We start from the raw sequence: 24025 nt of genomic DNA, 5'->3' as shown, positions 1-24025 counted from the left end.
GGCCGGACGGTGGAAAGTCATGGGGCCGGGGCGCGGGTGACGGATTTCCGAGGCCCCCAAGGCACGGGCACCGCTCCTTTGCCTACGAGGCCTCCTCGGGGCGTTCGCCGCGCGGCAGGAAGCCGTACTTCTCCAGCTTGTAGTAGAGCGCGGAGGTCTTGATGCCCAGCAGACGGGCGGTCTCCGTCTTCACGCCGCCGGCCTTCTCGTAGGCGCGGGCGATGAGCTGGCGCTCCAGGTCCTCCAGGATGTCCGGCAGGGGGCGGTCCCCCTGGGGCACGGGCAGCCCCGCGTCCATGCGCGGCGTCTGGCCGGCCAGGTGCGAGGGCAAGTCCTGCGGGGTGAGCGTTTCGCCCTCGGCGAAGACGAGCGCCTGCTCCATCACGTTCTCCAGCTCGCGCACGTTGCCGGGCCACGCGTGGCGGGTGAGCGCGTGCAGCGCGGCGTCGTCGATACCGGTGACCCTCCGGTTGACCCGGGGCGCGTGCTTGGCGACGAAGTGGCGGGCGAGCGCGGGCAGGTCCTCGGGGCGCTCGCGCAGGGGCGGCAGGGTGAGCGGGACGATGTGCAGCCGGTAGTAGAGGTCCTCGCGGAAGCGGCCCGCCTTCACCTCCGCCTGGAGGTCGCGGTGCGTGGCGCTCACCACGCGCACGTCCACCTTGAGCGTCTCTTCTCCGCCCACGCGCTGCAGCTCCTTCTCCTGGAGCACGCGCAGGAGCTTGGTCTGCACGGAGGCGGGAATCTCTCCAATCTCGTCCAGGAAGAGGGTGCCTCCGTCGGCCAGCTCGAAGCGGCCCAGCTTGCGCTTCACCGCGCCGGTGAACGAGCCGCGCTCGTGGCCGAACAGCTCGCTCTCCAGCAGCGTCTCCGCCAGGGCCGCGCAGTGCACCACGACGAAGGGGCCGTCCTTGCGAGGCGAGCGCTGGTGGATCATCCGCGCGACCAGCTCCTTGCCGGTGCCGCTCTCGCCGCGCACCAGCACGGTGGCGTCGCTCGCGGCCACCTTGCGCACCTGGGTGAGCAGCTTCTGCAGGGGCTCGCTGTCGCCCACCAGGTCGCGGTGGGTGAGGGCGGCGTCGGCGTCGTGCGCGTCCGTGCGGGCGGTGAGGCGCTCCACCTGGCGGCGCGTGGCGGACAGCTCCAGGCCCTTGTCCACCTTGGCGCGCAGCACCTCCGGCGGGAAGGGCTTGGTGATGAAGTCGTAGGCGCCCTCCTGCATGGCCTGCACGGCGGTCTCGATGGTGCCGAACGCCGTCACCACCATGACGACGGCGCCAGGGTCCGCCTGCTTGAGCGCGCGCGTCACGGCGATGCCGTCCATGCCGTCCATCTTCAGGTCCGTGACGACCAGGTCGAAGGGGCCCTTCTTGTACGCGGCGAGCCCGTCCGCCCCGCTCCTCACCGCGGACACGGTGTGGCCGGAGCGGGTGAGGGTGACGGTCATGCCCTCGCGGAGGGTGTCGTGGTCGTCGATGACGAGGATGCGGGCCATGCGCCTGCTCGGAAGGGAAGGGTGGGGTGCCACCGGTGGGACGGCGGCGGAGTGCACACGCCAGGCCACCCTACACCGGACCCGCCGGGGTGGAGGTGGGGCCCGCCGTGAAAGGGCTGGCGTCACGGGCCGGGTGGGTGTCTATCCGGCGCATGGCTCCCGTCTCCGCTGCCCTCATTGAACTGCTCGCGCGCCACGTCCCCTCCGACGACAAGGAGCGCGAGGACCTTTCGCGCATGCGCCACTTCGCCACGTCGCTGAAGGAGCCCTTCTCCCGCTCGCAGGCGGAGGCGCACTTCACCGGCAGCGTGGTGGTGGTGGACGCGGCGGGCGAACGGGTGGCGATGCTGCACCACGCGAAGCTCAAGCGCTGGTTGCAGCCGGGGGGCCACGCGGAGGCCACGGACGGAGGCGACATGCAGGCCACCGCGCTGCGCGAAGCCCGCGAGGAGACCGGCTGCCAGGTGCACCTGCATCCCACCGCGCCGCGCCCGCTGGACGTGGACGTGCACGTCATCCCCGCGCGCAAGGACGAGCCGGAGCACTGCCACCTGGATGTCCGCTACCTGGTGGTGGCGGAAGACCCGGAGGCGCTTGCGCATGATCCGGCGGAGTCGTTCGGCATCCAGTGGCTGGGCTGGGACGAAGCGCTGACGCGCGCGGATGAAGCGCCGCTGCGCCGCATGCTGCTCAAGGCCCGCACACTCGTTCACTCCGGGTCTTGATTGACCAAAAACTGGGAGTGTCTATTGGATGAACGTCCAAGGCCTGAAATCCTGAATGCGGGGAATGTAAACCGCGAGATTTGAGACAAATTAAGGCTTGAGGCTCGCTTCATTTTTCAGGGGGCACTGGATGAAACACAGACATCCCGTCACCCTGCCGGTGCTCAGGGTGGAGGGGGGCGGCCATGACGGCTTGTCGTCCACCCGGGAGCAGGAGCAGGTCTCATGTCGTCTCCGGTCGCAGTGTCCCAGGGCACCGCCGTGGAGGGATTTCCTGTTTCGTCAATGAGGCAGGAGGAGGTCTTCCGGCGTTATCAGCCCGCCGCCTTGAAGCGCACGCCGCACCCTCCCTGGATGGAGACGATGCTGGGGGCGCTCAAGCCCGCGTGGGACGCGGCCTGCGCGCCCACGCTGTTCCGGGAGACGGCGGAGGGACGGCATCCGCCCCTGCGCGCCTGGCAGCGGTTCCTGGAGCGCTGCTTCCCCATCGTCGAGAACTTCCCCAAGTACATGGGGCTGTCCCTGGCGAAGACGACCTACGGCGTACGCCCGGGCGACGCGAGCATCCGCCGCTGGCTCTTGCAGAACCTGGGCGTGGAGGCCCGTCACGCCGAGTGGTGGATTGATTGGATGCAGGCGTCGGGCGTGGACGCCCCCAGGGCCTTCGAGACGCCGCTGACGCCGGACGTCCGGGCGCTCCACCAGCACCTGCTGGCCACGTGCCTCGGTGGGTCCCTGGCGGAGGGCATCGCCGCGTCCAACTGGGCCATCGAGGGAGTGACAGGCGTCTGGACGCGCGCCGTGGTGGAGCCCTTCACCGCGTATGCCCGGGACGGCGTGCGCGTGGACGCGAACGCGCTGCGCTGGCTCCGGGCACATGCCCGCTACGACGACGCGCACCCGGACGAGGCGCTGGAGATCATCAAGCTGTCCACGGACGTCACGGCGGGAGAGCCGGTGCGCGTGGAGGTCGCGGCGCACCGGTCCCTGATGTTGCTGGCGCGCGTGTTCGAGTCCTGCTGCGAGGCGTGAGCCCCCGCGCGGGTTGAAGCAGCCGTTTCATCGGTGGTGACGACGCAGTCGCGATGCACGCCGGTCCGGCCTTCCGCTGGACCGGACGGGGGGGGCGTACGCACATGAATGAAACAGAAGACATCCGGGAGCTGGCCTGGCGTGGGATGTGGTTGTTCCTGCGGTGGGTCCTGCCGCCCTCCATCGTCTGTGCCTACCTCATCGCGATGGCGATGGGGCTGTCGAGCCAGGAGGGGCTGCTCGTCACCGCCACGGTCCTGCCGTTCATCGTGCTCGTGTTCGGGCTGCTGCATCCCTATGTGACGCTGCGGTGGCTGGCGAGCCGGGCCTTGCGGCGTCGCCCTGGGGACGGACCGGGGGACCGGCTGCGGCGCGTGCTGGAGCTGCCCTGGCGCTCCATGGTCTTCACCACCTGCGCGGCGTGGACGCTGGGCGGCTTCTTCTTCAGCCTCCCGGTGTGTCTGTGGTTCGGCAAGGACTGGTTCCGGCTGGGGCTGGGCACGCTCATCGCGTTCTGCTTCGGCGTGGTGGTGGCGTTCCCCATCGCGCTGGGGCTGGAGCGGCTGGTGCTGCCGTGGGCGCTGCGCGAACAGGACGCGCATCCGGAGACGGCGCCCGCGGGCTCGGGCCTCTTCTGGCCGCGGCAGTCGTGGTTCCTACCGCTCACGTTCCTGTCCACCATCTTCGCCACGGTGGTGCTGAGCTCGTGTGTGGTGGGGGTGAAGCTGCTGGGGGTGCGCGCCCAGTTGAAGGAGGCGCTGCTGGCGGATGGCGCGTGGCAGGCCGCGTCGCGGTTGGATGACGTGGGCAGCTCGCTGTTCGCGGACCTGGGCTTCGCGCTTCCCTGGGTGGGCGCCCTGGTGTTCGTGCTGCCGGCCTTCACCACGTGGATGCTGGCGAGGCGGCAGGCGACGAGCGCGGGCGCGGTGCACGGGGCCATCTCCGGACTGGCGTCCGGGCGGATCCGCTCACCGCGCTGGGTGTCCACGGATGAAATGGGCGACCTGGCGTCGGGGATGAACGGGGCGCTGTCCCGGCTGCGGAGGTTTCCCCGGCTGCTCCAGACCTCCGCGCAGCGGCTGGGCCAGGCGGGAACGGAGCTGCGCGTGTCGAGCGAAGAGCAGCAGCAGGGCCTCACCCGGCAGGCAGCGGCGCTGCACGAGGCGCAGGTGACTTCGGAAGAACTGCGGCGGGCGTCGCGCATCGCCGCCGACTCCGCGGAGGAGGTCCTGCGCGTGGCCCGCCGCGCGGAGACCATGGGGCAGCAGGGCGAGGCCGCGGTGGTCCTGAGCCTGGAGGGACTGTCGGCCATCCGGAGCGCGGTGTCCGGCATCCAGCAGCGGCTGTCGCGTCTGGAAGAGAGCACGGTGCAGATTGGAGAAATCACCGGCGCGGTGAAGGACCTGGCGGACCAGTCCCACCTGCTCGCCGTCAACGCGGCCATCGAGGCGGCGCGCTCGGGCGAGGCGGGGCGGGGCTTCGCGGTGGTGGCGAAGGAGATCCGCGGGCTGTCGGACCAGTCCGTCCAGGCCACCCGGCGCATCCGCAACATCCTCGCGGAAATCAGCCAGGGCATCCGCGACGCGGCGTCCATGAGCGAGCAGGGCGGCCGTCAGGTGGCCGCCGGATTGGACCAGATGCGCGCCTCCGGCGAGTCCCTGCGCGCGCTGTCGCACAGCTCGCAGGAGAGCTCCGAGGCGGCGCGGAAGATCGCCAACGCGGTGACGCAGCAGAACGCCGCCTTCTCGCAGATCACCACCGCCATCGCGGACCTGTCGCAGCTGATGGACGGCACCCTGCACCGGCTGTCCTCCACGCAGGAGGCCACGCGGACGCTGCAGGTCGTCTCTGGAGAGGTGGGGCAGATGGCGCTGCAGTTCGACGTCCAGGAGGCGGAGTCCGTCAGTACTCCGGTGCCGCCACAGCTCCGGGGGCAGGGCAAGGCAGCGTGAGCGTGAAGACGGTCTCGCCGGGAGTGGAGCGCAGGGAGAGCTCACCGCAGTGGGCGCGGACGATCTTCCGTGCGAGCGGCAGGCCCAGGCCGGTGCCCTGCTCGCGGGTGGTGAAGAAGGGCTCGAAGATGCGCTCGCGCTCGGCTTCGGGCACGCCCGGGCCCGAGTCCTGGACGTCGATGGCATAGCGCCCGTCGCGCAGCTCGCCGCGGATCCGCACGTGGCTTCCGGCGGGCGCGGCCTGCACGGCGTTCTTCACCAGGTTCACGAGCGCGGCGGTCAGCAGGCTGCCATCCGCCTCCAGGTGCGCGGGCGAGGCCGCCACGTCCAGGGCCACGCCCTTGTTGTGCGCCTCCGCGGAGAGCAGCTCGCACGCGTTGGAGACGAGGTCGGGCGCTTCCATGGGCGCGCGCGCCAGCGGCTGTTCGCGGGCGAAGGCGAGGAAGTCGTCGACGATGCGTTGGAGGTAGGCGACCTCGCGCTGGATGCGGTCCACGTGGCTGGTCGCGTCCGCGTGGGCGCCCGCGCGCAGGTCTTCCTGTAGGAGGCCGGAGAAGAGCGCGATGCCGCCCAGCGGGTTGCGCACCTCGTGGGCCACGCCCGCGAGCATGAGCTTGAGTTGGCGGTCCCGGCTCTCCAGCGCGCCGCGCATGACCTCCAGCTCGCGCGCGAGCACGCCGATTTCGCGGGTGGGCTCCGGTGGCACGGGCGTGGTCAGGTCCCCCCGGCCGATTCTCAGCGCGGAGTCCATCAACCGCCGCAGTGGCCGGGCCAGTCCCCGGGCGGTGATGACGGCGATGATGGCGAGCGCCACGAGCGCCACGGCGCTGGCCATGACGAAGGTGCGCCACAGCCGCCGCAGCGGTCCGAAGAAGGCCGCGCTGCCCTCCACGCCGATGGCGCCCACCACCTGGCCGTCCTGGACCACGGGGGCGTAGCCCGTCTTGTAGAGCAGCCCGTCTGAGCCGGTGAAGAGCACCTGGCTGGCGGCGCGCTTGCCGGCGAGGACGCGCGTCAGCTCCAGCCGGTCGCGCGCGAGGTCCGGGAGCTCCGTGCCCACGGGCAGGCTGCCACCCGCGTCCGCGCGCACACGGCCCCGCGCGTCCACGGCGTAGACCCGGCGCACGCCGCTCGCGGTGCGCACTCCGTCCAGCAGGCGCACCAGGTTGCGCCACGTGCGGGTGCCGGACACGTCGTCGCCGGGCTCGATGGTGAGCATGCGTTCGCCGCTGACCTGGCTGGCGGTGGCGGCGGCGAGCGCGGAAAGGCTCGCGCCCAGCTCGTCCTCCAGGCTCGCGCGGGCCAGCGCGTACACGGAGGCGCCCGCGAGCGACAGGAAGAGCAGGGTGGGCAGGAGGAACGCCAGCAGCAGCCGCGCGGACAGGGAGCCCAGCGCGTCCCGCAGACGGGAGGAATGGGGGCGATGCGTCATCCGGGCGGTGCTCCTGGCACCCCCGCATCAAACGGCATGCCCCCGTCCGTGGCCAGTCCTCGTTCCGCGAGCCGCGTGAGGAGGTGGGGCACATGCCGTGGAACCTGCCGCTGGAACGCGTTGTCCGTGCTCCGTGACCGGAGGGGCGTGCGCGGCCCCATGCGCGTCAGGAAGAGGCTCACGAAACACGTCAGACACGGCTGGTAGATGTGATGAGTGATTGAGGGGGCGCGTCATGCTGACAGGATGGCTGGGACGATTCAGCGCGGGGCTGGTGCTGGTCCTGTCGCTCACGGCCTGCGGGACGCCGGGCTCCCGGACCCTGCCGGTGGGGATGCACGGCTACGGGCGCTATCACAGCGCATCCCCGGCTTCGTTCACGCGTGACACCGCCTGGGGCGGCGCGGGTTCGAGCGGCACCGTGGGTGGAGAGGAATTGGGCCGCTACCTCGCGTTCATCCGCCAGAAGCGGGCCGCGTTGAAGCAGCCCGCCGTGATGGAGACGGATCGTCAGGTGGGCCATGCCGCGCTCAACGACCTGATGCTCTGGGCGTCCGCGCGGACGGAGGAGGAACTCGCGAAGGACGAGCCGCTGGAGGTGTACCTGCGGCTGAAGGCGAAGCACGCGCAGGCGCTGCTCGAGGACGGCAAGCGGTCCGCGCGGGCGGAGGCGAAGCTGGAGGAGTTCCATCGCTGGGCGGATGCGCGCCGTCAGGTCCTGGCGGACGCGCACTTCCGCCGGCTCGGGAGTGACGGGCTGCTCACCGAGAGCGCGCTCTACGAGGAGACGCAGCAGGCGTTGCTGGAGGCGGTGCTGGACTGGGCCTACACGCACACGGAGGACCCGGACTTCCCGCGCAAGAGCCCCAGTGAGGTGGCGCTCTACCTGCTGGCGCGCGACAGCCTTCTTGCCTCCGCGGTGGAGGCGGGCCGCTTCGCGCCTCCGGTCTGGGACCCGGCCATCGAGCCTCCGGGCATTCCGCCGGAAGAGGTGGTGCTGGAGATCGCCCTGGGCCTGCTGCCCGTCACCGGCGAGGTGGCGGACGTGGGCGGCGTGGTGCTGGGGCAGAGCCTCCTGGGATATCCGCTGACGGACGGAGAGCGGCTGCTGTGCGCGGTGAGCGTGGCGCTGCCGGTGGTGTCGGGGCGCTTGCTGTCGGAAGGCGTGCAGGGGGCGGAGCGCGTCGCGCTGCTCACAGGCCGGAGCCTGCGCGAGGTGCAGGTGTTACAGCGGGTGGTGCAGCACCTGTCGCCGCTGGAGGCCCAGGAGCTTCGCCAGGTGCTGCGCGCGGCGGGGCGTGGTGAGTCCGTGTCCGTGGAGGATGTGGAGAAGCTGCGGGCTTTGGCGAAGAGGTTGGAGGCGCCGCTCGCGGAGGCGGGACGCGTGTTGGCCCGGGGCAAGCGCGTGGCGCTGGTGGGCTCACGGGCGACGGCGGAGGGAGCGCGGCTGGTGCCGGGCAGCGCGGAGCACCTGGCTCAGGCGTGGGTGGACTACCAGTTCCGTCACCCGGAGAAGTACCGGAGCTTCAAGTACGCCGTGGATCCAGAGTGGGAGCGGCTCTACCAGACGGTCATCAAGAACAAGGGCGCGGGCAGTGCGTTCGAACAGTCCGTGCTCCAGAGCCGGAAGCTGCCGAAGAACACGGACCTCCTGCTGCCGCCGCCGGGGAGCAAGGCCCAAGGCTTCGTCCCGGATGCCGTCTCAGGACACAAAGGGGACCTTGTCTGGGGCAGCCCCTACGACTTCGTCGAGGTGAAGGGCCGCGCGGAGATGGCGCTCACAGGGAACATCAAGGCCATGATTGAGTACGTCCAGAAGTACGGTGGCTCCCTTGAGCTCTGGATCCGTTCCGCCAAACATCCCGAGGGTGCGACGCGGCTTACGGGACCTCTGAAGAGGGAACTGGATGACCTGGGCGCGGAGGGTGGTGCGAGAATCATCCCCTTCCCGTAGGAATGTTTCGTGGCCCTTCAATACCTGAACACGGTTTTCGCACTGCTCCCCGGTGTGCCTCCGACGAACATCGTTCGCGAACTGGTCTGTCGGTTCTTTTCGCAGGGCCGCTGGTTCCAGCCTGTGCGCTACGGGGGCGTCGGCATGGATGAACGGATTGAGCCCGGTTCTTTCAACCCGGATGTGCTCGCGGCCTACTACGACGAGTCCAGGCGCTTCTTCATCGGGGCGAAGACAGATCGGGACTTCCTTCATTTCTCCCCTGCGCGCCAGGAGAAGTATCCATTCGTCGGATCATTCGCCTGGATGACCTCTGTCGTGGAGGCCCGGAAGGCAGGTTGGCGCGAGGCCCATCTGCATCAGGTCGTCGAAATCATGCAGTTGCTGGGCTCCCCTCTCGCGCAGTCCGGGCTCGATGAAGACTTCGAGCGCAAGAACTACCGCCTGGTGCCGAACGAGTACGGCTTCGGCTCCGAGCGCGTCTTCAACGTGCGCGACTACAGCGAAGGCCTCTCCGGCCTCTACTGGCGCAACATCTTCGGCGCTCCCTTCGTGGACCTCTTCGGCCCGCGCCTGGACGCCGTCCCCGCGTCCCAGCGTCAGTCGCTCGACGGCGGACTCGTCCTCGTCCAGCCCTATGAGCTCCCCACCCAGGCCATGACCCCGGAAGGCGACGCCGCGGAAGGCCAGCTCATCGCCACCCTGGGCCGCGAGTCCTTCTTCGACCTGCCCACCCTCACGAAGCCCACGCGCGTGCCGGACGTGTCCTGGATGCTGCACAAGCACTGACGCCCCAGACGTCAGTCGAACATCGCCGCCAGCGCTTCGCTCAAGGTCTCCACGCCCACCACCTGGAGCTTCGTCTTCTCCACGCGCCGCGCGCTGCCCGCCGGCAACACCACCCGCTGGAAGCCCATCTTCGCGGCCTCCGCGAGCCTCGGCTCCACCTGGCCCACCGCGCGCACCTCGCCCGCGAGGCCTACCTCTCCCAGCACCAACGTCTTCGCGTCCAACGGCCGGTTCTGCAGGCTGCTCACCAGCGCCGCGCACACCGCCAGGTCGCACGCTGGTTCGCTCAACTGCATGCCGCCCGCCACGTTGACGAACAGGTCGCAGCCCACCAGCGGGATCTCCTCCTTCTTCTCCAACACCGCCGCCAGCAGCGCCACGCGGTTGCCGTCCACACCAATCGCCGTGCGCCTCGCCGTGCCGTAGCCCGTGGGCGCCACCAGCGCCTGCACCTCCACCAACAGCGGCCGCGTGCCGTTGAGCGTGCTCGTCACCACGCTGCCGGACTTGCCCTGGGGCCGCTCGGAGAGGAACAGGGCGGAGGGGTCCGCCACCTCCACCAGCCCCGCGCCCTTCATCTCGAAGACGCCAATCTCATTGGTGCTGCCGAAGCGGTTCTTGTGCGCGCGCAGGAGCCGGAACGGGTGGCCGCGCTCGCCCTCGAAGTAGAGGACCGTGTCCACCATGTGCTCCAGCACCCGGGGACCCGCGATGGAACCTTCCTTCGTCACGTGCCCCACCAGGAACGTGGGCACCCCGCTGCGCTTGGCGAACGCCATCAGCCGGCCCGCCACCTCGCGCACCTGGGTGATGCTGCCCGGCGCGTTGCCCAGCTCCGGCAGGTACATGGTCTGGATGGAGTCCACCACCAGCGCCTGCGGCTTCAGCGCCTCCGCCGCCTGGAGCACCCGGTCCGCGTCCGTCTCCGCGAACAGGTGGATGGCTTCACTCTCCACCCGCAGGCGCTCCGCGCGCATCTTCGTCTGCCGCAGGCTCTCTTCACCCGACACGTAGAGCACCGGCCCGTGCCGCGCCAGCTTGTCCAGCGCCGCCAGCAGCAGCGTGGACTTGCCGATGCCCGGGTCGCCGCCCAGCAGCACCAGCGAACCGCCCACCACGCCTCCGCCCAGGACTCGGTCGAACTCCGTGATGCCCGTCCTGCGGCGCACCTCGGTCTCCGCCGTCACGTCCTGCAGCTTCACTGGCTTGGAGGCGCCCCCGGACGCGCCCCACGCCGGGCGCTTGTCGTCCACCTTCGCTTCGGTCTCCTCCAGGAGCGAGCTCCAGGCCCCGCAGTCCGGACACTTCCCGAGCCACTTCGCCGTCTGGTAGCCGCAGGCCTGACAGGTGTAGTGCGTCTTCGCCTTCGCCATGGGTTGGAGTGTCTACCCCAGACCCCTGACGTTTCCCCGTCTCACGCGCGCGCCATGCCAGGAGAGCAGGCAGGCGTCATGTCGTGGATCAGGTAGCGGGTTGCCCCACAGGGGGGGGCAACCCACTTTCTGGTCCACGGGCGTCGCACAGAGCGAGCCCCCCACACACAGGGAGGTTGTCATGGGGATTATCGCGTTTCTGGTGATTGGTCTGGTCGCGGGTCTGATCGCTCGTGCCATCATGCCGGGCAACCAGTCGATGGGGCTCATCGCCACCACGCTGCTGGGCATCGCCGGTTCGTTCGTGGGCGGCTTCGTCGGTTCGCTGTTCTCCCGTGACGGTCGCGTGTTCGACCTGCACCCCACGGGCCTGCTGTTCTCCGTCCTGGGCGCACTGGTCGTGCTGTTCCTCGTGGGGCTCGCCGGCCGCGGCCGTCGCGTCCACGTCTAGTCCGTAGGGCTCCTCGACCGATGAGGCGGGAGACAGCCAGGGACGTCCGCCATGCGCGGGCGTCCCTTCTGTCTTTGCGGGCTTCTTCCGGCGGCCTCCGGAGCGGGCTTCCCAGAGGGGAAAGGGGACTCGTCAACCCCCTGGCCCAAGAGCGTTGACAACGGCCTCCGGGCCACGCACCGTCGGCCTCCTGACGCCTCCCCAGGAGCCCGCATGTCCGACACCGCCGAGTCCTTCCACGGCCACGCCCACCACGCCGCCCCCGTCCCGGAAGGGGTGACGGTGCGGCACGACTGGTCGCTCGCGGAGGTGAAGGCGCTGTACCAGTTGCCGCTCCTGGATCTGGTGCACAAGGCGCAGACGGTGCACCGGCAGGTGTTCGTGGAGAACAAGGTGCAGCTCTGTTCGCTGCTCTCCATCAAGACGGGCGGGTGTCCGGAGGACTGCGCGTACTGCCCGCAGGCGGCGCGCTACAAGACGGGCGTCAAGGCGGAGAAGTTGATGGCGGTGCCGGACGTGCTGTCCGCCGCGTCGCAGGCCCGCGCCGCCGGGGCCACCCGTTTCTGCATGGGCGCGGCGTGGCGCGAGGTGAAGGACGGCCCGCAGTTCGACAGCGTGCTGGAGATGGTGAAGGGCGTGCGGGCCCTGGGCATGGAGGCGTGCGCCACGCTGGGCATGCTCTCCGACAGCCAGGCGAAGCGCCTGCGCGAGGCGGGCTTGTCCGCGTACAACCACAACCTGGACACGTCCCCGGAGCACTACGGCGACATCATCTCCACCCGCACCTATGACGACCGGCTGAAGACGCTGAACCGGGTGCGCGACGCGGGCATCTCCGTGTGCTGCGGCGGCATCATCGGCATGGGCGAGTCCGTGGAAGACCGCTGCAACCTGCTGCGCACCCTGTCCAACCAGGAGGTCCACCCGGAGTCGGTGCCCATCAACGCGCTCGTGCCCGTGGAGGGCACGCCGCTGGCGGAGCAGCACCGCGTGGAGACGGTGGACATGGTGCGCACCATCGCCACCGCGCGCCTGCTCATGCCCCAGTCCATGGTGCGCCTGTCCGCGGGCCGCATGCAGATGAACGAGGAGGCGCAGCTGCTCTGCATGATGGCGGGCGCCAACTCGCTCTTCTTCGGGGAGAAGCTGCTCACCACCGGCAACCCCGAGTACACCCAGGACATGGCGCTCCTGGAGAAGGCGGGCATCCGCCCCCTGGAGCCCCGGCAGGACCGGTGAGACCCACGACGCAGGTCGCGGACCGATGGGCGCGCGAGGACCTGGAGGCCCTGTCCGCGAAGGGCCTTCGCCGCGCGCTGGAGCCGCTCGACTCTCCCCAGGGCGCGGAGGTGCGCGTGGGGGACGAGCGGCTCGTCAACTTCTCCTCCAATGACTATCTGGGGCTCGCGGCGTCGCCCGCCGTGCGCGCCGCCGCCGCGTCCGCGCTGGAGCGCTACGGCGTGGGCACCGGCGCCAGCCGCCTGGTGGTGGGGGACATGGTGCCGCACCAGCGGCTGGAGGCGCGGCTCGCACGCTTCGAGCGCGCGGAGGCCGTGCGCCTCTTCAACTCCGGCTACGCGGCCAACACCGGCATCCTGCCCGCGTTGGTGGGCCCCGGCGACGCGGTGTTCTCCGACGCCCTCAACCACGCCTCGCTGGTGGACGGCTGCCGGCTGTCTCGCGCGCGTGTCGTCGTCTACCCGCACTCGGACGTGGCCGCGCTCACCCGCGCGCTGGCGGAGACTCCCGCGCGGCGCAAGCTGGTGGTCACCGACAGCGTCTTCTCCATGGACGGAGACGTGGCTCCGCTGCGCGAGTTGGTCACCGCGTGCGAGGCCCACGGCGCCGCGCTGATGGTGGACGAGGCGCACGCCACCGGCGTCCTGGGCGCGCGCGGCGCGGGCCTGTGCGAGGCGCTGGGCGTGGAGGACCGGGTGGACCTGCGCATGGGCACGCTGAGCAAGGCGCTGGGCGGGCTGGGCGCGTACGTGGCCACCTCGCGCGCGGTGGCGGACCTGCTGGTCAGCCGCGCTCGGCCGTTCGTCTACTCCACCGCGCTGCCCGCCGCCCTGTGCGCCGCCGCCGAGTGCGCGGTGGACCTGGTGGAGCACGACCCCGCTCCTCGCGAACGGCTGTGGGGGCACATCCACCGGTTCGCCGACGGACTGCGCGCGCTCGGGCTGCCCGCGGAGCCTCGGAGCGCCATCTTCCCGGTCATCCTGGGCGAGCCCTCGCGCGCGCTGGACGCGGCGAAGCGCCTGCGCGAGGCGGGCCTCCTGGTGAAGGCCATCCGCCCTCCCACCGTGCCGGACGGCACCAGCCGGCTTCGCTTCTGTCTCTCCGCGGCCCATTCGACGGGCCACATCGACCTGGCGCTGGAGGCCCTGCGCCGGGTGGGAGTCTCCCGTGGCCCCTGAGTCACTCCAGTTCTTCGTCACCGGCACGGACACCGGCGTGGGCAAGACGCAGGTGTCGTGCGCGCTGCTGTCGCTCCTGAAGGACGCGGGCCTCAAGCCCCAGGGCTTCAAGCCCTACGAGAGTGGCTGCGAGTCCCTCAAGGCCCCGGCGGACGCGCTCGCCATGCGCGAGGCCGCGGGCAGCACGCTGCCGGTGGACGCCATCTGCCCGCACCGCTTCAAGGCGCCGCTGGCCCCGGGCATCGCGGCGTCGCGATTGGGAACGGATCCGGACTTCCGCGTGACGCTCGCGGCGTGGAAGCAGCTGAAGGGCGGGTCGGTGGTGGTGGAAGGGGCAGGGGGACTGTTCGTCCCGGTGGATTCCAAGCGCGACGTGGTGGACCTCATCCAGGCCTTCCGCCTGCCCGTGGTGTTGGTGGCGCGCGCGGGACTGGGCACGCTCAACCATGTCGCGCTGTCGTTGGAGGCGCTGGCGGCGCGCGAGGTGTCCGTGCGGGCGGTGGTGCTGTCGCGCGGGGTGCCCGGACGTGACCTGGCGGAGCGGGACAACCGGCGCTACCTGGAGGCCCGCCATGGCGTGGATGTCCTGGGGCCCGTGCCGTATGTGGAGGATCCAAGAAAGCGCCAGTTTGCGTTCCGGCGCGCGCTGGCGCCGCTGGTGTCCGAACGCGCGCGGGCCCGATAAATCGGCCTCCGCCGCGTTCGGCGGAAAGGTGCGTGCTACAGGTCGCGCAAGTTTTCACGTGGTGGTGGCCGTGATCTGGACGTCCCGTTTTTTCCGCGCGAGAAAGCCGGACGAATGGCGGACATCATCGACATCACGCTCCTCGCGGACGTCCGGCGCTTCTTCAAGAAGCTCATTGAACAGCGCGGGCTGTCCTACTTCCTCCAGAAAGACGGTCCGCGTCTGTTCCAGATTGAGCCGACGAAGGTCGAGCTGGTTCTGCGCACCGCGATCCGCACCCGGAACCCGGAACTGCCCGCGCCGCACGAGAAGGCCGTCGAGCACTGCCGCCTGGAACTGCGCCGCGAGCTGATCCGCCGCGTGGCCAGCGCCATGCTCCAGACGGGGCTGTGAGCCGCTTCTCGCTCCGCACCGCCTTCCCGCGCACACCCAACCCGCTCTCCCAGGCCGCCGCCGAGCGCCACGCGCGCGGGCTGCCCCTGCTGGACCTGGCGGAGACCAACCCCACACGCGTGGGGCTGCCCTCCCCAGAGGTGGACCTCGGGGCCCTCCCCGAGCCCTTCCGCTACACGCCAGAGCCCTTCGGCCTGCCCACCGCGCGCGAGGCCGTGGCCGCGCACCTGCGCCAACGGGGCGCGTCCGTGGAGGCCGCGCACGTCGTCCTCTCCGCCAGCACCAGCGAGGCCTACGGCTGGCTCCTCAAGCTCCTGTGCGACTCGGGGGACACCGTTCTTCTCCCCGCGCCCGGCTACCCGCTGGTGGACGTCCTGGCGCGCCTGGAGGGCGTGCACACGCGCTCCTACCGCCTGCCCGCCGTGCACGGCTTCGGCCTGGACGCGGCCCGGGTGGAAGCCGCCGTGGACGCCCGTACGCGCGCGGTCGTCGTGGTGAACCCCGGCAACCCCACCGGCCACTTCCTTCACGAGGATGAGCTCCACGCGCTCGCGGACGTGTGCGCGCGCCATGGCCTGGCGCTCATCTGCGACGAGGTGTTCTCCGACTTCGCGTGGGATGAAGAAGAAGGCCGGGTGACGTCCGTGGCGGGGCGGCCGCTGCCGTGCCTGACGTTCTCGCTCTCCGGCCTGTCCAAGGTGGCGGGCCTGCCCGGCCTCAAGCTGGCGTGGTTGCACGTGGGCGGCCCCGCGCATGCGCGCGACGAGGCCCTGGCCCGGCTGGAGGACGTGGCGGACGCGGCGTTGTCGGTGGCCACGCCCGCGCAGCTCGCGCTGCCGGCGCTCCTCGCGCACGCGCCGCGCTTCCAACAGGCACTGCTGGAGCGGGTGCGGCACAACCGGGAGCGGTTGATTCAAGCGCGCCCGGCGGACGCCGCGTGGGATGTGGTGCCCTCGCACGGCGGCTGGAGCGCGGTGCTGCGCATCCCCCATCACCCCGGAGAAGAAGCCACCTGCCTGCGGCTCCTGGAGGAGGGGGTGCGCGTGCAACCGGGTTACTTCTACGACTTCGGCGGCGGTGCGTACCTCGTGCTGTCGTTGCTACCGACGCCCGAGGATTTCACCGCCGCCCTGGTGCCGCTGGTTCGCGTGCTCAGTCCGCCGCCGGGGTGATGACCTGGAGCTGGGTGAAGTTCTTGCCCGACACCTTGAACAGCTCGTAGGGCGAGATGGCCTCGCCGGTGTCGTTGTTGAAGTCCAGCTCACCGCTGGCGCCACGCACGTTGACGATGTTGCCCGCGCGCAGTTCATCGCGCGCCCCGCTGAACTGCACCGGCCCCAGCGCGTAGGTCTTCGCCGTCTGCCCCGAGGGGGGCGTCAGCTTCGTGAGCCCCATGGCGATGCGGTCACCGGTGACGGAGCCGGGGTTGTTGAGGTCGTTGCCAATCGCGTACGCCGCGCCGAGCGTCACCAGGTACATGGCGTCGTAGGCGTGCGCGGTGAACGAGAACTGCGCCGGGTCCGTGTTGTTGTAGGCGGTCCGGAAGCGGCTGTTGAAGAGCTGGTAGACGGAGTCGTCGGGCCGCGCGGACGCGGGGGCGGTGCCGTACGTGCCCGCGAGCTCGGCGGCGGTCGCGTCGTTGGACAGCAGGGTGGGGTCCTTGCTGGCGTCGGTGAGGAACCACCGGTTGCCGTTGGCGACCTTCACCTGCTCCGCCACCGCCGCGGGCACCAGGCGCGCGTTGTCCTCGGTGAAGCCGGCGAGCACCGTCAGATCCGGCTTGTTGTTCTTCAGCCAGGTCACGGCGGTGCCTACGTCCCCGTTGCGCTCGTACTGCGCGCCACCCACCTTCGAGGGCAACCGGTCCAGCAGCTGGGAGAACAGCCCCTGGCCGTAGTTGTCGTTCACGTACGCCACGCCAATCTTGGTGGGGACCGTGAACGTGGAGCCCGGGTCGTTGATGGTCGTCTTGCCGCTCAGTACCTCCGCGATGACGCGGCCCTGGAGCGCGTCCGACGGGGTGGTGCGCCACACCAGGCCCACCGGACCGCCGTTCTTGTCGTCCAGCTCGGTGAAGGTCGCGCTGGTGGCGGTGTGGCTCATCAGCAGCACGTTCTTCTTGATGGTGATGGTGCTGACGCCGGTGGTCTGCGCGCTGCCCGCGCTGAACACCGCCACCACCTGCTTGTCGTTCACCAGCCAGGTGGCCTGCGTCTTCGCGTTCTCCACGTCCGCCTTCGTGTCGCAGACGTACATGACGAACTGCCGGCCGCCCACGCCCTCCAGCGAGTTCACCTCGTTGAGCGCCAGCTTCAGCCCGTTGAAGCGCTGCTGCTCAATCTCCGCGTTGCCGCTCGCGTTGGTGAGCGGCAGGAGCGCGCCCAGCACGATGGGGTTCGCCGCGGACGTGGCGCCCACCACCTGGTCGCATCCCGCGGGCTGCGGCAGACAGAACCCGGACGTGCAGACGCTGTTGCTGCCGCAGTCGCTGCTCGTCGTGCATTCGGACAGGCCGCCCGCCGTGGTGAAGCTGCACCCGGACGACAGCAGCGCCATGCCCAACGTCATCATTCCCAGCGCGCGCATCAGAAACGCCCCTCCATGCCAATGCCAGCACCGCGCGGCGCGAACGTCACGCGGACCTCGCCCTGCGCGGGAGGGCCTTCTTTGGGATACAGGATGATGGCGGTGATGGCTCCCGCGAGCCCCACGCCGAAGCCGATGTCCGCCAGCAGCGCCTTGCTCTTGGTGCTGTCCGACAGACGCTCCTTCTCATCGAGCGTCTTGGCGCTGTCGAACTGCTCGCGCTGGTCGCGCGCCTGCAGTCCGAAGAGCACGCCCGCGCCCACGCCCAGCACCGCCACGCCGCCCGTGGCGAACGCCGCGATGCGCTGGTTGCGGTAGGACTTGATGGCCCGGTTCAGCTCCGCCTGCTTCTGGCGCTCGCTCTCGTCCTCCGCGCGCCGGGCCGCGGCCTGCTCGGCTTCCGCCTGTTGCCGCGCGGCATCGGCCTCCGCCTCCAGGCGCTTGCGGTCCGCGTCCGCCGTCGCCTGCGCCTGGTCCTCGCGGTCCAGCTGCACGCGCAGCCGGTCGATGGCGCGGTTGCTGTTCTTCAGCAGGGCCGGGTCGGTGTCCTCGCTGGAGGACGTGACGTACTGCCGGTAGAAGGTCATCGCCTCGCGAGGCTCGCCCGCGTACTCCAGCGCCACGGCGATGTTGTAGACGAGCCGCGGGTGCGGCTGCGCCTCGTTGGCCTGCTTCAGCGCCTCCGCCGCCTCGCGGTACTTGCCCGCGTCGTAGAGGCGTTTGCCCTCCTTCAACAGCGCCTGCACGTTGACCTTGGAGCCACCCCGCTGCGCCAGGGCGGACCCCGGTGCCAGCGCCAGCGCCAGCGACAACACGAAAACCAGTCTCATGGGGCGGTGAGCCTAGCGCCGAACAATCCGGCCGTCGAAGCACTGGCCCCTTGAAAAAGCGCCGGGGCCACCCCCACCCCTGTAGCACCAGGAGAGGAAGCAGCCCCGGACGGGCCTTCTCAGGCGTCAGGCGGCGATCAGCCGTCCAGGCGCGCGATGAGCAGCTTGCGCTGGAGCATCAGGGCCTCGGGGGCCTTGGTGCCCAGCTGCTCGAAGAAGACCTCCTGGCTCTTGAGCTCGGACTTCCACTCGTCCTCCTTGATGGAGGTGGCCTCCTGGACGGCCTCCGCGGACAGGTCCAGGCCGTTCAGGTTCAGGCCCTGGTCCTGGCGCGGCACCCAGCCCAGCAGCGTCTCCTGCGTGGGGACGCGGCCCTGGACGCGGTTCACGATCCACTCGAGGACGCGCATGTTGTCCCCGAAGCCCGGCCAGATGAACTTGCCGTTCTTGTCCTGGCGGAACCAGTTCACCTGGAAGATCTTCGGCAGCTGCGGGATGGACTTCTGCATGTCCAGCCAGTGCTGGAGGTAGTCGCCCATGTGGTAGCCGCAGAAGGGCAGCATGGCCATGGGGTCGCGGCGCACGACGCCCACCTTGCCGGTGGCCGCCGCCGTCGTCTCCGAGCCCATGGTGGCGCCCAGGAACACGCCGTGGGTCCAGTTGAAGGCCTGGATGACCAGCGGAATCGTGTTGGAGCGGCGGCCGCCGAAGATGATGGCGCTGATGGGAACGCCCATGGGGTCGTTCGCCTTGGCGCTCAGCACCGGGTTGTTGCTCATGGGCGCGGTGAAGCGGCTGTTCGGGTGCGCCGCCTTCTCCGCGCTGCCCTTCTTCCAGGGGCGGCCCTGCCAGTCGATGAGCTCCTCGGGGACCTCGCCGTCCTTGCCCTCCCACCACACGTCACCATCCGGCGTGAGCGCCACGTTGGTGAAGAGCGTGTCCTTGGAGATGGTCTCCATGGCGTTGGGGTTGGTCTTGTTGTTGGTGCCGGGCACCACGCCGAAGTAGCCGGCCTCCGGGTTGATGGCGTACAGGCGGCCATCCGGACCGGGGCGCATCCACGCGATGTCGTCGCCGACGGTTTCAATCTTCCAGCCCGCGTACTCCTTGGGCGGGATCATCATGGCGAAGTTCGTCTTGCCGCACGCGGACGGGAAGGCGGCGGCGACGTAGGTCGTCTCACCCTTGGGGCTGGTGACGCCCAGGATGAGCATGTGCTCGGCCAGCCAGCCCTCCTCGCGGCCCAGGTAGCTGCCGATGCGCAGCGCGAGACACTTCTTCCCGAGCAGCACGTTGCCGCCATATCCAGAGCCGAAGCTCCAGATGGTGTTGTCCTGGGGGAAGTGGCAGATGTAGCGGCGGTCCGGGTTCACGTCACCCGTGGAGTGCAGGCCGCGGTTGAAGTCGTCGCTGTCGCCCAGCATGTCCAGCGCGGCCTTCCCCATGCGGGTCATGATCCGCATGTTGAGGACCACGTAGTCGCTGTCCGTCAGCTCCACGCCAATCTTCGTGGAGGGGCTGCCCAGCGGGCCCATGGCGTAGGGCACCACGTACATGGTGCGGCCCTTCATGCAGCCTTCGAACAGCAGGCCCAGCTTCGTGTAGGCCTCGTCCGGCTCCATCCAGTTGTTGGTGGGGCCCGCGTCCGTCTTGTTGGGCGTGCAGATGAACGTGAGGTGCTCGACGCGCGCCACGTCGTTGGGGTTGGAGCGGTGCAGGTAGCAGCCGGGGCGCTTCTGCGGGTTGAGCGGGATGAGCGTGCCGTCCTTCACCGCCTGCTCGGTGAGGCGCTGCTTCTCAGCCTCGGAGCCGTCGCACCAGACGATGCGGTCCGGCTGGGTCATCGCGGCCATCTTGGCCACCCAGGCCAACAGCGTGGGGTTCTTCGTGGGCGCCTGCTCGGTGGCGGCGGCCGCTTGCGTCGAAGCCATGGAGGTTTCCTCGGGGTGTTTCATGGGTCGGGTCTCCCGCGTTTCGCGACTTCGCGAGGGGGCGAAACCCTACAGCGGAAGGAACACCAAACCTTCTGGACCCAGGCCCCAAAAGCAACTGACGTCCGGCAGTCAACCGGACTTTCGACCGCTCTGGCCTAATTCCACTTATCAGCGTCCGGTCGCTCATCAGTAAACGGCGCGGTGCGGCACACGCTGGCAGCGCAGCGCGCCGTGCCCAGGTTGAGGGTGCGCACGCCTCCTCCATGTCCATCGCTCTCGTCCTGGCCGTCATTGTTGTCGCGTTGGTCCTGTTTTCCATTGACTCCATCCCCATCGAGTTCACCTCGCTGGTGGTGGTCTGCCTCCTGGCGCTCTCCGGCGTGCTGACGCCGGCGCAGGCGTTCGAGGGCTTCAGCAACGACACCGTCATCTTCATCTTCACCCTGCTGGCGATGACGCAGGGGCTCGCCGCCACGGGCGTGGTGCAGATGGTGGGGCAGCGGATGGCGTTCTTCGCGCGCTTCGGCCACCAGGTGTTCGTGCTGGCGATGATGGGCGTGGTGGCGGTGTTCTCCTCGTTCATCTCCAACACGGTGACGACGGCGGCCTTCCTGCCGGTGGCCATTGGCGCCGCGCAGCGGGCGAAGGTGCCGCGCAGCAAGGTGCTGCTGCCGCTGGCGTACGCGTCCATGCTGGGCGGTACGGTGCTGCTCTTCGGCACGTCCACGAACCTGGTGGTGTCCGCGGCGCTGAAGCGGCAGGGGATGGCGCCCATTGGCGTGACGGAGCTGGCGCCGGTGGGGCTGCCGGTGGTGCTGATAGGCATCGCCGTGGTGGTGCTGCTGGGGCGGTGGCTGCTGCCCGCGCGCGAGGGCAAGCCGGGCACGGAGGGCTTCGCGCTGCGCGACTACCTCACGGAGGCGGTGGTGCCCGGAGACTCGCGCTACGTGGGCCAGCCCCTGGCGGAGCTCACGAAAGGGCTGGGACTGCGCGTGATTGGCGTGGTGCTCGATGGCGAGACGCTCAACGCGAAGCCATCCTACGTGCTGACGGGCCAGGAGCGGCTGCTGGTGGAGGGCAAGCGCGAGGACATCCTGCGGGTGAAGGACCTCCGGGGCCTCGCGCTGCGGCCGGACGTGCGGCTGTCGGACGCGGAGCTGGAGGGGCCGGAGTCGATGCTCGTGGAGGCGAGCGTGCCGCCCGACAGTCCTCTGGTGGGGCGCAGCCTGCGGGAGACGCTGTTCGTGGAGCGCTTCGGGCTCCTGGCGCTGGGGCTGCACCGCCGGCCCGCCATCCAGCGGCTCACCAAGCTGCAGCTCCTGGGGCGCGCGTGGGATGAGCACTCGCTGTCCACGCTGCCCCTGTCCGTGGGGGACGTGCTGCTCTTGCGCGGTCCGCGTCAGAAGATGGCGGAGCTGGAGCCGGGCCATACGCTGATGGTGCTGGAGGGGCACGAGTACGAGCCGCCGCGCTACGCAAAGGCGCTGCTCGCGGTGGTCATCTTCCTGGGCTCGTTGGCGGCGGGCTCCCTGGGCCAGGTGCCGCTGTCGCTGGCGGGGCTCACCGGCATGCTGCTGATGATCGCCACCGGGTGCGTGGACGCGCGCACCGCGTTCCGCGTGGACTGGCGGGTGGTGCTGCTCATCGGCGCGATGATGGCGCTGGGGCTGGCCATGGAGGTGAGCGGCGCGGGGAAGTTCGTCGGCGACCACGTGGCCCGGCTGGGCGCGTACGGCGGGCCCCGCGGGGTGCTGGCGCTGTTGATGGTGCTGACCATCGTGCTGTCGGCGCCCATGAGCAACCAGGCCGCGGCGCTGGTGGTGCTGCCGGTGGCGCTCAACGCGGCGACGCAGCTGGGCGTGGACGTGCGCCCCTTCGCCATGGGCGTCACGCTGGCGGCCAGCTGTTCCTTCATCACCCCGCTGGAGCCCAGCTGCGTGCTCGTCTACGGGCCCGGGCACTACCGGTTCACCGACTTCTTCCGGCTGGGCACGCCGCTGACCGCGGTGCTGGTGGTGTTCCTCGTCTTCGCCGTGCCCGTGGTGTGGCCCTTCCACGCGTAGGCGAGTGAAGCGCCTTTTCAGTGGATGGCGGCGCGCAGTCCCACGCTCGCGAGAACTTGTGACTCCTGCGCGAGCAGGTGCTGCAGGCGTGCGTCCACGGCGGCTTCGTCCCCGTTGGACGCGGTGACGGCCAGGCGGTGGAAGAGGGACTGGTGCCCGTCCTCGGACTGGGCCAGCTCTCCGTAGAAGCGGGCGAGCGCCGGGTCGGTGAGCCCCTCCGCGAGCAGGGACAGCCGCTCACACGAGCGCGCTTCGATGATGGCGGCGACGAGCAGGCGGTCCACGCGCCGCTCCAGGGCGGGCGTGCGCACGTGCTTCTGGAGGCCCTGCGCGTACGGGTCCCCGGCGTCCTTGGTGAGCGTGAGGCCGCGCGCGGCCATCAGGTCCAGCACTCGCGCCAGGTGGGCGCTTTCTTCACGGGCCAGGCGCGCCATCTGCGACGGCAGGCCCGGCAGGTCCGGGTAGGCCTGGAGCATGGACAGCGCGTTGGCGGCGGCCTTCTTCTCGCAGTGGGCGTGGTCCACCAGCACCGCGTCGAAGTGGGCGAGCGCCAGCGGCAGCCAGCCCGGGTCGGTGGGCGCGTGGAGGATGACGGGGCCCGCTCCGGAGAGGGGACGGCGGGAGGGCGTGGGGCGGCTGCTCATTCCATTTACTCCACCAGCACGAGCCGCTGGGTGCGGCCGGCGTGGTAGCCCACCTTGCGCGCGATGCGGGCGGTGCTCTCGTCGCGCTCGTCGATGCGCATGGCGAGCCGGGGCAGCGAGGACAGCAGGTGCCGGGAAATCTGCCCCAGGCACAGCGTGGCGTGGCCCTGACGGCGGCGGGACGGGGGCGTGTACATGCCCTCCAGCTCCGCGCCGAACTGCGAGCGGCAGCCGATGTCCACCTTGAACACGAGCTCGCTGCCCTCCTCCAGCACGTAGGTGCGGCGCTGGCGGACGCGCTGGAGGACGCGGGCCTCGTAGTGGGCGGGGTCTTCCGACAGCGGGTCCCGCTCGAGAATCTCGCGCACGTAGCCCTGGGCCAGGGGCAGCAGGCGGGGCACGTCCTCTTCGCGGGCCAGGCGCAGGGTGGGGTTGGTGAAGGGGCCCAGGTCGTCCGCGGAGACGCTGAACAGCTTCTGGGTGCGGGACAGGCGCGGCTTGCCTTCACAGAGGCTGCGCACCAGCGCGTCCACGGAGGACTTGTCCCCCACGGTGGCGCGCAGCTTGAGGCTGGCGGCGAGCGCGTCCGCGATGACGCCCGTGGCGCTGGCGTCGCTGGCGCTGGGCACCACCAGCCCGCCATCGCCGCCCACGAAGACGGCCGCGGTGAGGACGCCGCTGTCGAAGCGGCCGTGGAAGGAGAAGGCCGCCTGGCGCTCCGGCGCCGCGATGCCGAACTCCTCCAGCAACCCCAGCAGGTAGAGGTTGTGGACGGGATCCTTCGCCAGGAGCGCGCGCAGGGCGTCCGAGTGGGAAGGCTCGAGCTGTTCGACGGTGACGGGCATGCGCGAGGGGCGAAAGGGGCCTGAACCTTACGCGCAACCCGACCTCACGGGCCAGCGTCCCCAGGCACGGTGAACCGGAATGGTTGGAGCACGGTCGCGGATCCTCCCAGGTGGGGTGCCGGGAAGCGCGCGTCCAGGAGCGAATCCAGCACGCACGCCTGCACCATGGGGTCCGGGATGGTGCTGGAGACGAGTTCGCCCCGGTTCATCTTCCCCTCGGAGCCCTCGCCCTCCACGGTGAAGCGCAGCTTCACTTCGTGTGTGCCCCGGTTGCGTTGTGCGGCGTCCTGGAAACATTGCTGCACGAGCGGAGTCACGGACTGGATGGCCAGGCGCAGGTCCTCCGCGTCGATGCGGCCGGAGGAGGCCTCCACCACCGGCTCCACCCCCTCCACGCGGCGCGGGTCGGGGGCGTCGAAGTCCTGGCG

21 protein-coding genes are annotated in these 24025 nt (G+C 70.3%); 12 read left to right on the top strand and 9 right to left on the bottom strand.

Features of this window, described 5'->3' with window-relative positions; all coding sequences use genetic code 11:
- Positions 1-82: 82 nt before the first annotated feature.
- A complete protein-coding gene (locus D7Y11_RS30370) occupies positions 83-1492 on the bottom strand; it encodes a sigma-54 dependent transcriptional regulator (RefSeq protein WP_120578964.1) in 1410 nt (469 codons plus the stop codon).
- 152 nt (positions 1493-1644) lie between these two features.
- Here D7Y11_RS30370 and D7Y11_RS30365 point away from each other — a divergent pair, with 152 nt between their 5' ends.
- From D7Y11_RS30365 to D7Y11_RS30355, 3 genes are all read left to right on the top strand, one after another.
- A complete protein-coding gene (locus tag D7Y11_RS30365; RefSeq protein WP_120578965.1) occupies positions 1645-2217 on the top strand; it encodes an NUDIX hydrolase in 573 nt (190 codons plus the stop codon).
- A gap of 225 nt (positions 2218-2442) precedes the next feature.
- On the top strand, positions 2443-3249 hold the full coding sequence (locus tag D7Y11_RS30360) for a TenA family transcriptional regulator (RefSeq protein WP_121755073.1): 807 nt from the start codon (positions 2443-2445) through the stop codon (positions 3247-3249).
- Between the two features lie 104 nt (positions 3250-3353).
- The gene (locus tag D7Y11_RS30355; RefSeq protein ID WP_121755074.1) at positions 3354-5201 is read left to right on the top strand and encodes a methyl-accepting chemotaxis protein; all 1848 of its coding nucleotides are present in this window, start codon (positions 3354-3356) and stop codon (positions 5199-5201) included.
- Here the strand turns inward: D7Y11_RS30355 and D7Y11_RS30350 are convergent.
- A complete protein-coding gene (locus D7Y11_RS30350) occupies positions 5152-6633 on the bottom strand; it encodes a HAMP domain-containing sensor histidine kinase (protein WP_126935407.1) in 1482 nt (493 codons plus the stop codon). The genes D7Y11_RS30355 and D7Y11_RS30350 overlap by 50 nt on opposite strands.
- A gap of 235 nt (positions 6634-6868) precedes the next feature.
- Between D7Y11_RS30350 and D7Y11_RS45250 the strand changes: the two genes are divergently transcribed.
- Positions 6869-8587 (top strand): hypothetical protein, encoded by a 1719-nt coding sequence (locus D7Y11_RS45250; RefSeq protein WP_120578968.1) that lies wholly within the window; start codon positions 6869-6871, stop codon positions 8585-8587.
- A 144-nt stretch (positions 8588-8731) separates the two neighbouring features.
- On the top strand, positions 8732-9376 hold the full coding sequence (locus D7Y11_RS30340; RefSeq protein ID WP_126935406.1) for a hypothetical protein: 645 nt from the start codon (positions 8732-8734) through the stop codon (positions 9374-9376).
- An 11-nt stretch (positions 9377-9387) separates the two neighbouring features.
- Here the strand turns inward: D7Y11_RS30340 and radA are convergent, their stop codons facing one another.
- Entirely contained in the window at positions 9388-10749 is a 1362-nt protein-coding gene (gene radA / locus D7Y11_RS30335; RefSeq protein ID WP_120578970.1) for a DNA repair protein RadA, read from the bottom strand.
- A gap of 181 nt (positions 10750-10930) precedes the next feature.
- Here radA and D7Y11_RS30330 point away from each other — a divergent pair, with 181 nt between their 5' ends.
- From D7Y11_RS30330 to D7Y11_RS30305, 6 genes are all read left to right on the top strand, one after another.
- The gene (locus D7Y11_RS30330) at positions 10931-11200 is read left to right on the top strand and encodes a GlsB/YeaQ/YmgE family stress response membrane protein (protein WP_120561896.1); all 270 of its coding nucleotides are present in this window, start codon (positions 10931-10933) and stop codon (positions 11198-11200) included.
- 213 nt (positions 11201-11413) lie between these two features.
- Complete coding sequence (bioB, locus tag D7Y11_RS30325) at positions 11414-12439, top strand: biotin synthase BioB (protein WP_120578971.1); 1026 nt, start codon at positions 11414-11416, stop codon at positions 12437-12439.
- On the top strand, positions 12436-13617 hold the full coding sequence (gene bioF, locus D7Y11_RS30320; protein ID WP_126935405.1) for an 8-amino-7-oxononanoate synthase: 1182 nt from the start codon (positions 12436-12438) through the stop codon (positions 13615-13617). The genes bioB and bioF overlap by 4 nt, the downstream gene beginning before the upstream one ends.
- Positions 13607-14302 (top strand): dethiobiotin synthase, encoded by a 696-nt coding sequence (gene bioD / locus D7Y11_RS30315; protein WP_121755078.1) that lies wholly within the window; start codon positions 13607-13609, stop codon positions 14300-14302. Before bioF ends, bioD begins: the two co-directional genes overlap by 11 nt.
- A gap of 114 nt (positions 14303-14416) precedes the next feature.
- The gene (locus tag D7Y11_RS30310) at positions 14417-14695 is read left to right on the top strand and encodes a hypothetical protein (RefSeq protein ID WP_014394019.1); all 279 of its coding nucleotides are present in this window, start codon (positions 14417-14419) and stop codon (positions 14693-14695) included.
- Positions 14692-15867 carry a pyridoxal phosphate-dependent aminotransferase gene (locus D7Y11_RS30305; protein ID WP_126935404.1) on the top strand — a complete coding sequence of 392 codons (1176 nt, stop codon included), beginning with the start codon at positions 14692-14694 and terminating at the stop codon, positions 15865-15867. The genes D7Y11_RS30310 and D7Y11_RS30305 overlap by 4 nt, the downstream gene beginning before the upstream one ends.
- On the opposite strand, the gene D7Y11_RS30300 is transcribed toward D7Y11_RS30305, so the two are convergent.
- From D7Y11_RS30300 to D7Y11_RS30290, 3 genes are all read right to left on the bottom strand, one after another.
- On the bottom strand, positions 15848-17281 hold the full coding sequence (locus tag D7Y11_RS30300; protein ID WP_120578975.1) for an ABC transporter substrate-binding protein: 1434 nt from the start codon (positions 17279-17281) through the stop codon (positions 15848-15850). The genes D7Y11_RS30305 and D7Y11_RS30300 overlap by 20 nt on opposite strands.
- On the bottom strand, positions 17281-18111 hold the full coding sequence (locus D7Y11_RS30295; protein ID WP_120578976.1) for a hypothetical protein: 831 nt from the start codon (positions 18109-18111) through the stop codon (positions 17281-17283). The genes D7Y11_RS30300 and D7Y11_RS30295 overlap by 1 nt, the downstream gene beginning before the upstream one ends.
- Before the next feature lie 137 nt (positions 18112-18248).
- Entirely contained in the window at positions 18249-20042 is a 1794-nt protein-coding gene (locus D7Y11_RS30290; RefSeq protein ID WP_120561888.1) for a phosphoenolpyruvate carboxykinase (GTP), read from the bottom strand.
- Positions 20043-20308: 266 nt separating this feature from the next.
- Between D7Y11_RS30290 and D7Y11_RS30285 the strand changes: the two genes are divergently transcribed.
- Positions 20309-22108: an SLC13 family permease gene (locus D7Y11_RS30285; RefSeq protein ID WP_120578977.1), complete on the top strand. Its 1800-nt coding sequence runs from the start codon at positions 20309-20311 to the stop codon at positions 22106-22108.
- 17 nt (positions 22109-22125) lie between these two features.
- Here the strand turns inward: D7Y11_RS30285 and D7Y11_RS30280 are convergent, their stop codons facing one another.
- The 3 genes from D7Y11_RS30280 to D7Y11_RS30270 all read right to left on the bottom strand — a co-directional run.
- Complete coding sequence (locus D7Y11_RS30280) at positions 22126-22752, bottom strand: tRNA-(ms[2]io[6]A)-hydroxylase (protein ID WP_126935403.1); 627 nt, start codon at positions 22750-22752, stop codon at positions 22126-22128.
- A 5-nt stretch (positions 22753-22757) separates the two neighbouring features.
- Entirely contained in the window at positions 22758-23597 is an 840-nt protein-coding gene (locus D7Y11_RS30275) for a GNAT family N-acetyltransferase (RefSeq protein WP_120578979.1), read from the bottom strand.
- Between the two features lie 44 nt (positions 23598-23641).
- On the bottom strand, positions 23642-24025 hold a 384-nt coding region (locus D7Y11_RS30270), incomplete at its 5' end, for an AgmX/PglI C-terminal domain-containing protein (RefSeq protein WP_148139238.1).

This window comes from Corallococcus sp. AB018 (assembly GCF_003986945.1).
GTDB lineage: Bacteria > Myxococcota > Myxococcia > Myxococcales > Myxococcaceae > Corallococcus > Corallococcus exiguus.
Note: the sequence above shows the minus strand (reverse complement) of the source record. Positions and strands in the feature narration are given on the sequence as shown.

Excerpts from the sequence above, each read along its gene's own strand:
- D7Y11_RS30355 (WP_121755074.1), top strand. The coding sequence starts at position 3,354 with ATGAATGAAACAGAAGACATCCGGGAGCTGGCCTGGCGTGGGATGTGG.
- D7Y11_RS30300 (WP_120578975.1), bottom strand. The coding sequence starts at position 17,281 with ATGCGCGCGCTGGGAATGATGACGTTGGGCATGGCGCTGCTGTCGTCC.
- D7Y11_RS30370 (WP_120578964.1), bottom strand. The coding sequence starts at position 1,492 with ATGGCCCGCATCCTCGTCATCGACGACCACGACACCCTCCGCGAGGGC.
- D7Y11_RS30365 (WP_120578965.1), top strand. The coding sequence starts at position 1,645 with ATGGCTCCCGTCTCCGCTGCCCTCATTGAACTGCTCGCGCGCCACGTC.
- D7Y11_RS30290 (WP_120561888.1), bottom strand. The coding sequence starts at position 20,042 with ATGGCTTCGACGCAAGCGGCCGCCGCCACCGAGCAGGCGCCCACGAAG.
- D7Y11_RS30285 (WP_120578977.1), top strand. The coding sequence starts at position 20,309 with ATGTCCATCGCTCTCGTCCTGGCCGTCATTGTTGTCGCGTTGGTCCTG.
- bioB (WP_120578971.1), top strand. The coding sequence starts at position 11,414 with ATGTCCGACACCGCCGAGTCCTTCCACGGCCACGCCCACCACGCCGCC.
- D7Y11_RS30330 (WP_120561896.1), top strand. The coding sequence starts at position 10,931 with ATGGGGATTATCGCGTTTCTGGTGATTGGTCTGGTCGCGGGTCTGATC.
- D7Y11_RS45250 (WP_120578968.1), top strand. The coding sequence starts at position 6,869 with ATGCTGACAGGATGGCTGGGACGATTCAGCGCGGGGCTGGTGCTGGTC.
- D7Y11_RS30360 (WP_121755073.1), top strand. The coding sequence starts at position 2,443 with ATGTCGTCTCCGGTCGCAGTGTCCCAGGGCACCGCCGTGGAGGGATTT.
- D7Y11_RS30340 (WP_126935406.1), top strand. The coding sequence starts at position 8,732 with ATGGATGAACGGATTGAGCCCGGTTCTTTCAACCCGGATGTGCTCGCG.
- D7Y11_RS30295 (WP_120578976.1), bottom strand. The coding sequence starts at position 18,111 with ATGAGACTGGTTTTCGTGTTGTCGCTGGCGCTGGCGCTGGCACCGGGG.
- D7Y11_RS30350 (WP_126935407.1), bottom strand. The coding sequence starts at position 6,633 with ATGACGCATCGCCCCCATTCCTCCCGTCTGCGGGACGCGCTGGGCTCC.
- D7Y11_RS30275 (WP_120578979.1), bottom strand. The coding sequence starts at position 23,597 with ATGCCCGTCACCGTCGAACAGCTCGAGCCTTCCCACTCGGACGCCCTG.
- D7Y11_RS30280 (WP_126935403.1), bottom strand. The coding sequence starts at position 22,752 with ATGAGCAGCCGCCCCACGCCCTCCCGCCGTCCCCTCTCCGGAGCGGGC.
- radA (WP_120578970.1), bottom strand. The coding sequence starts at position 10,749 with ATGGCGAAGGCGAAGACGCACTACACCTGTCAGGCCTGCGGCTACCAG.
- D7Y11_RS30310 (WP_014394019.1), top strand. The coding sequence starts at position 14,417 with ATGGCGGACATCATCGACATCACGCTCCTCGCGGACGTCCGGCGCTTC.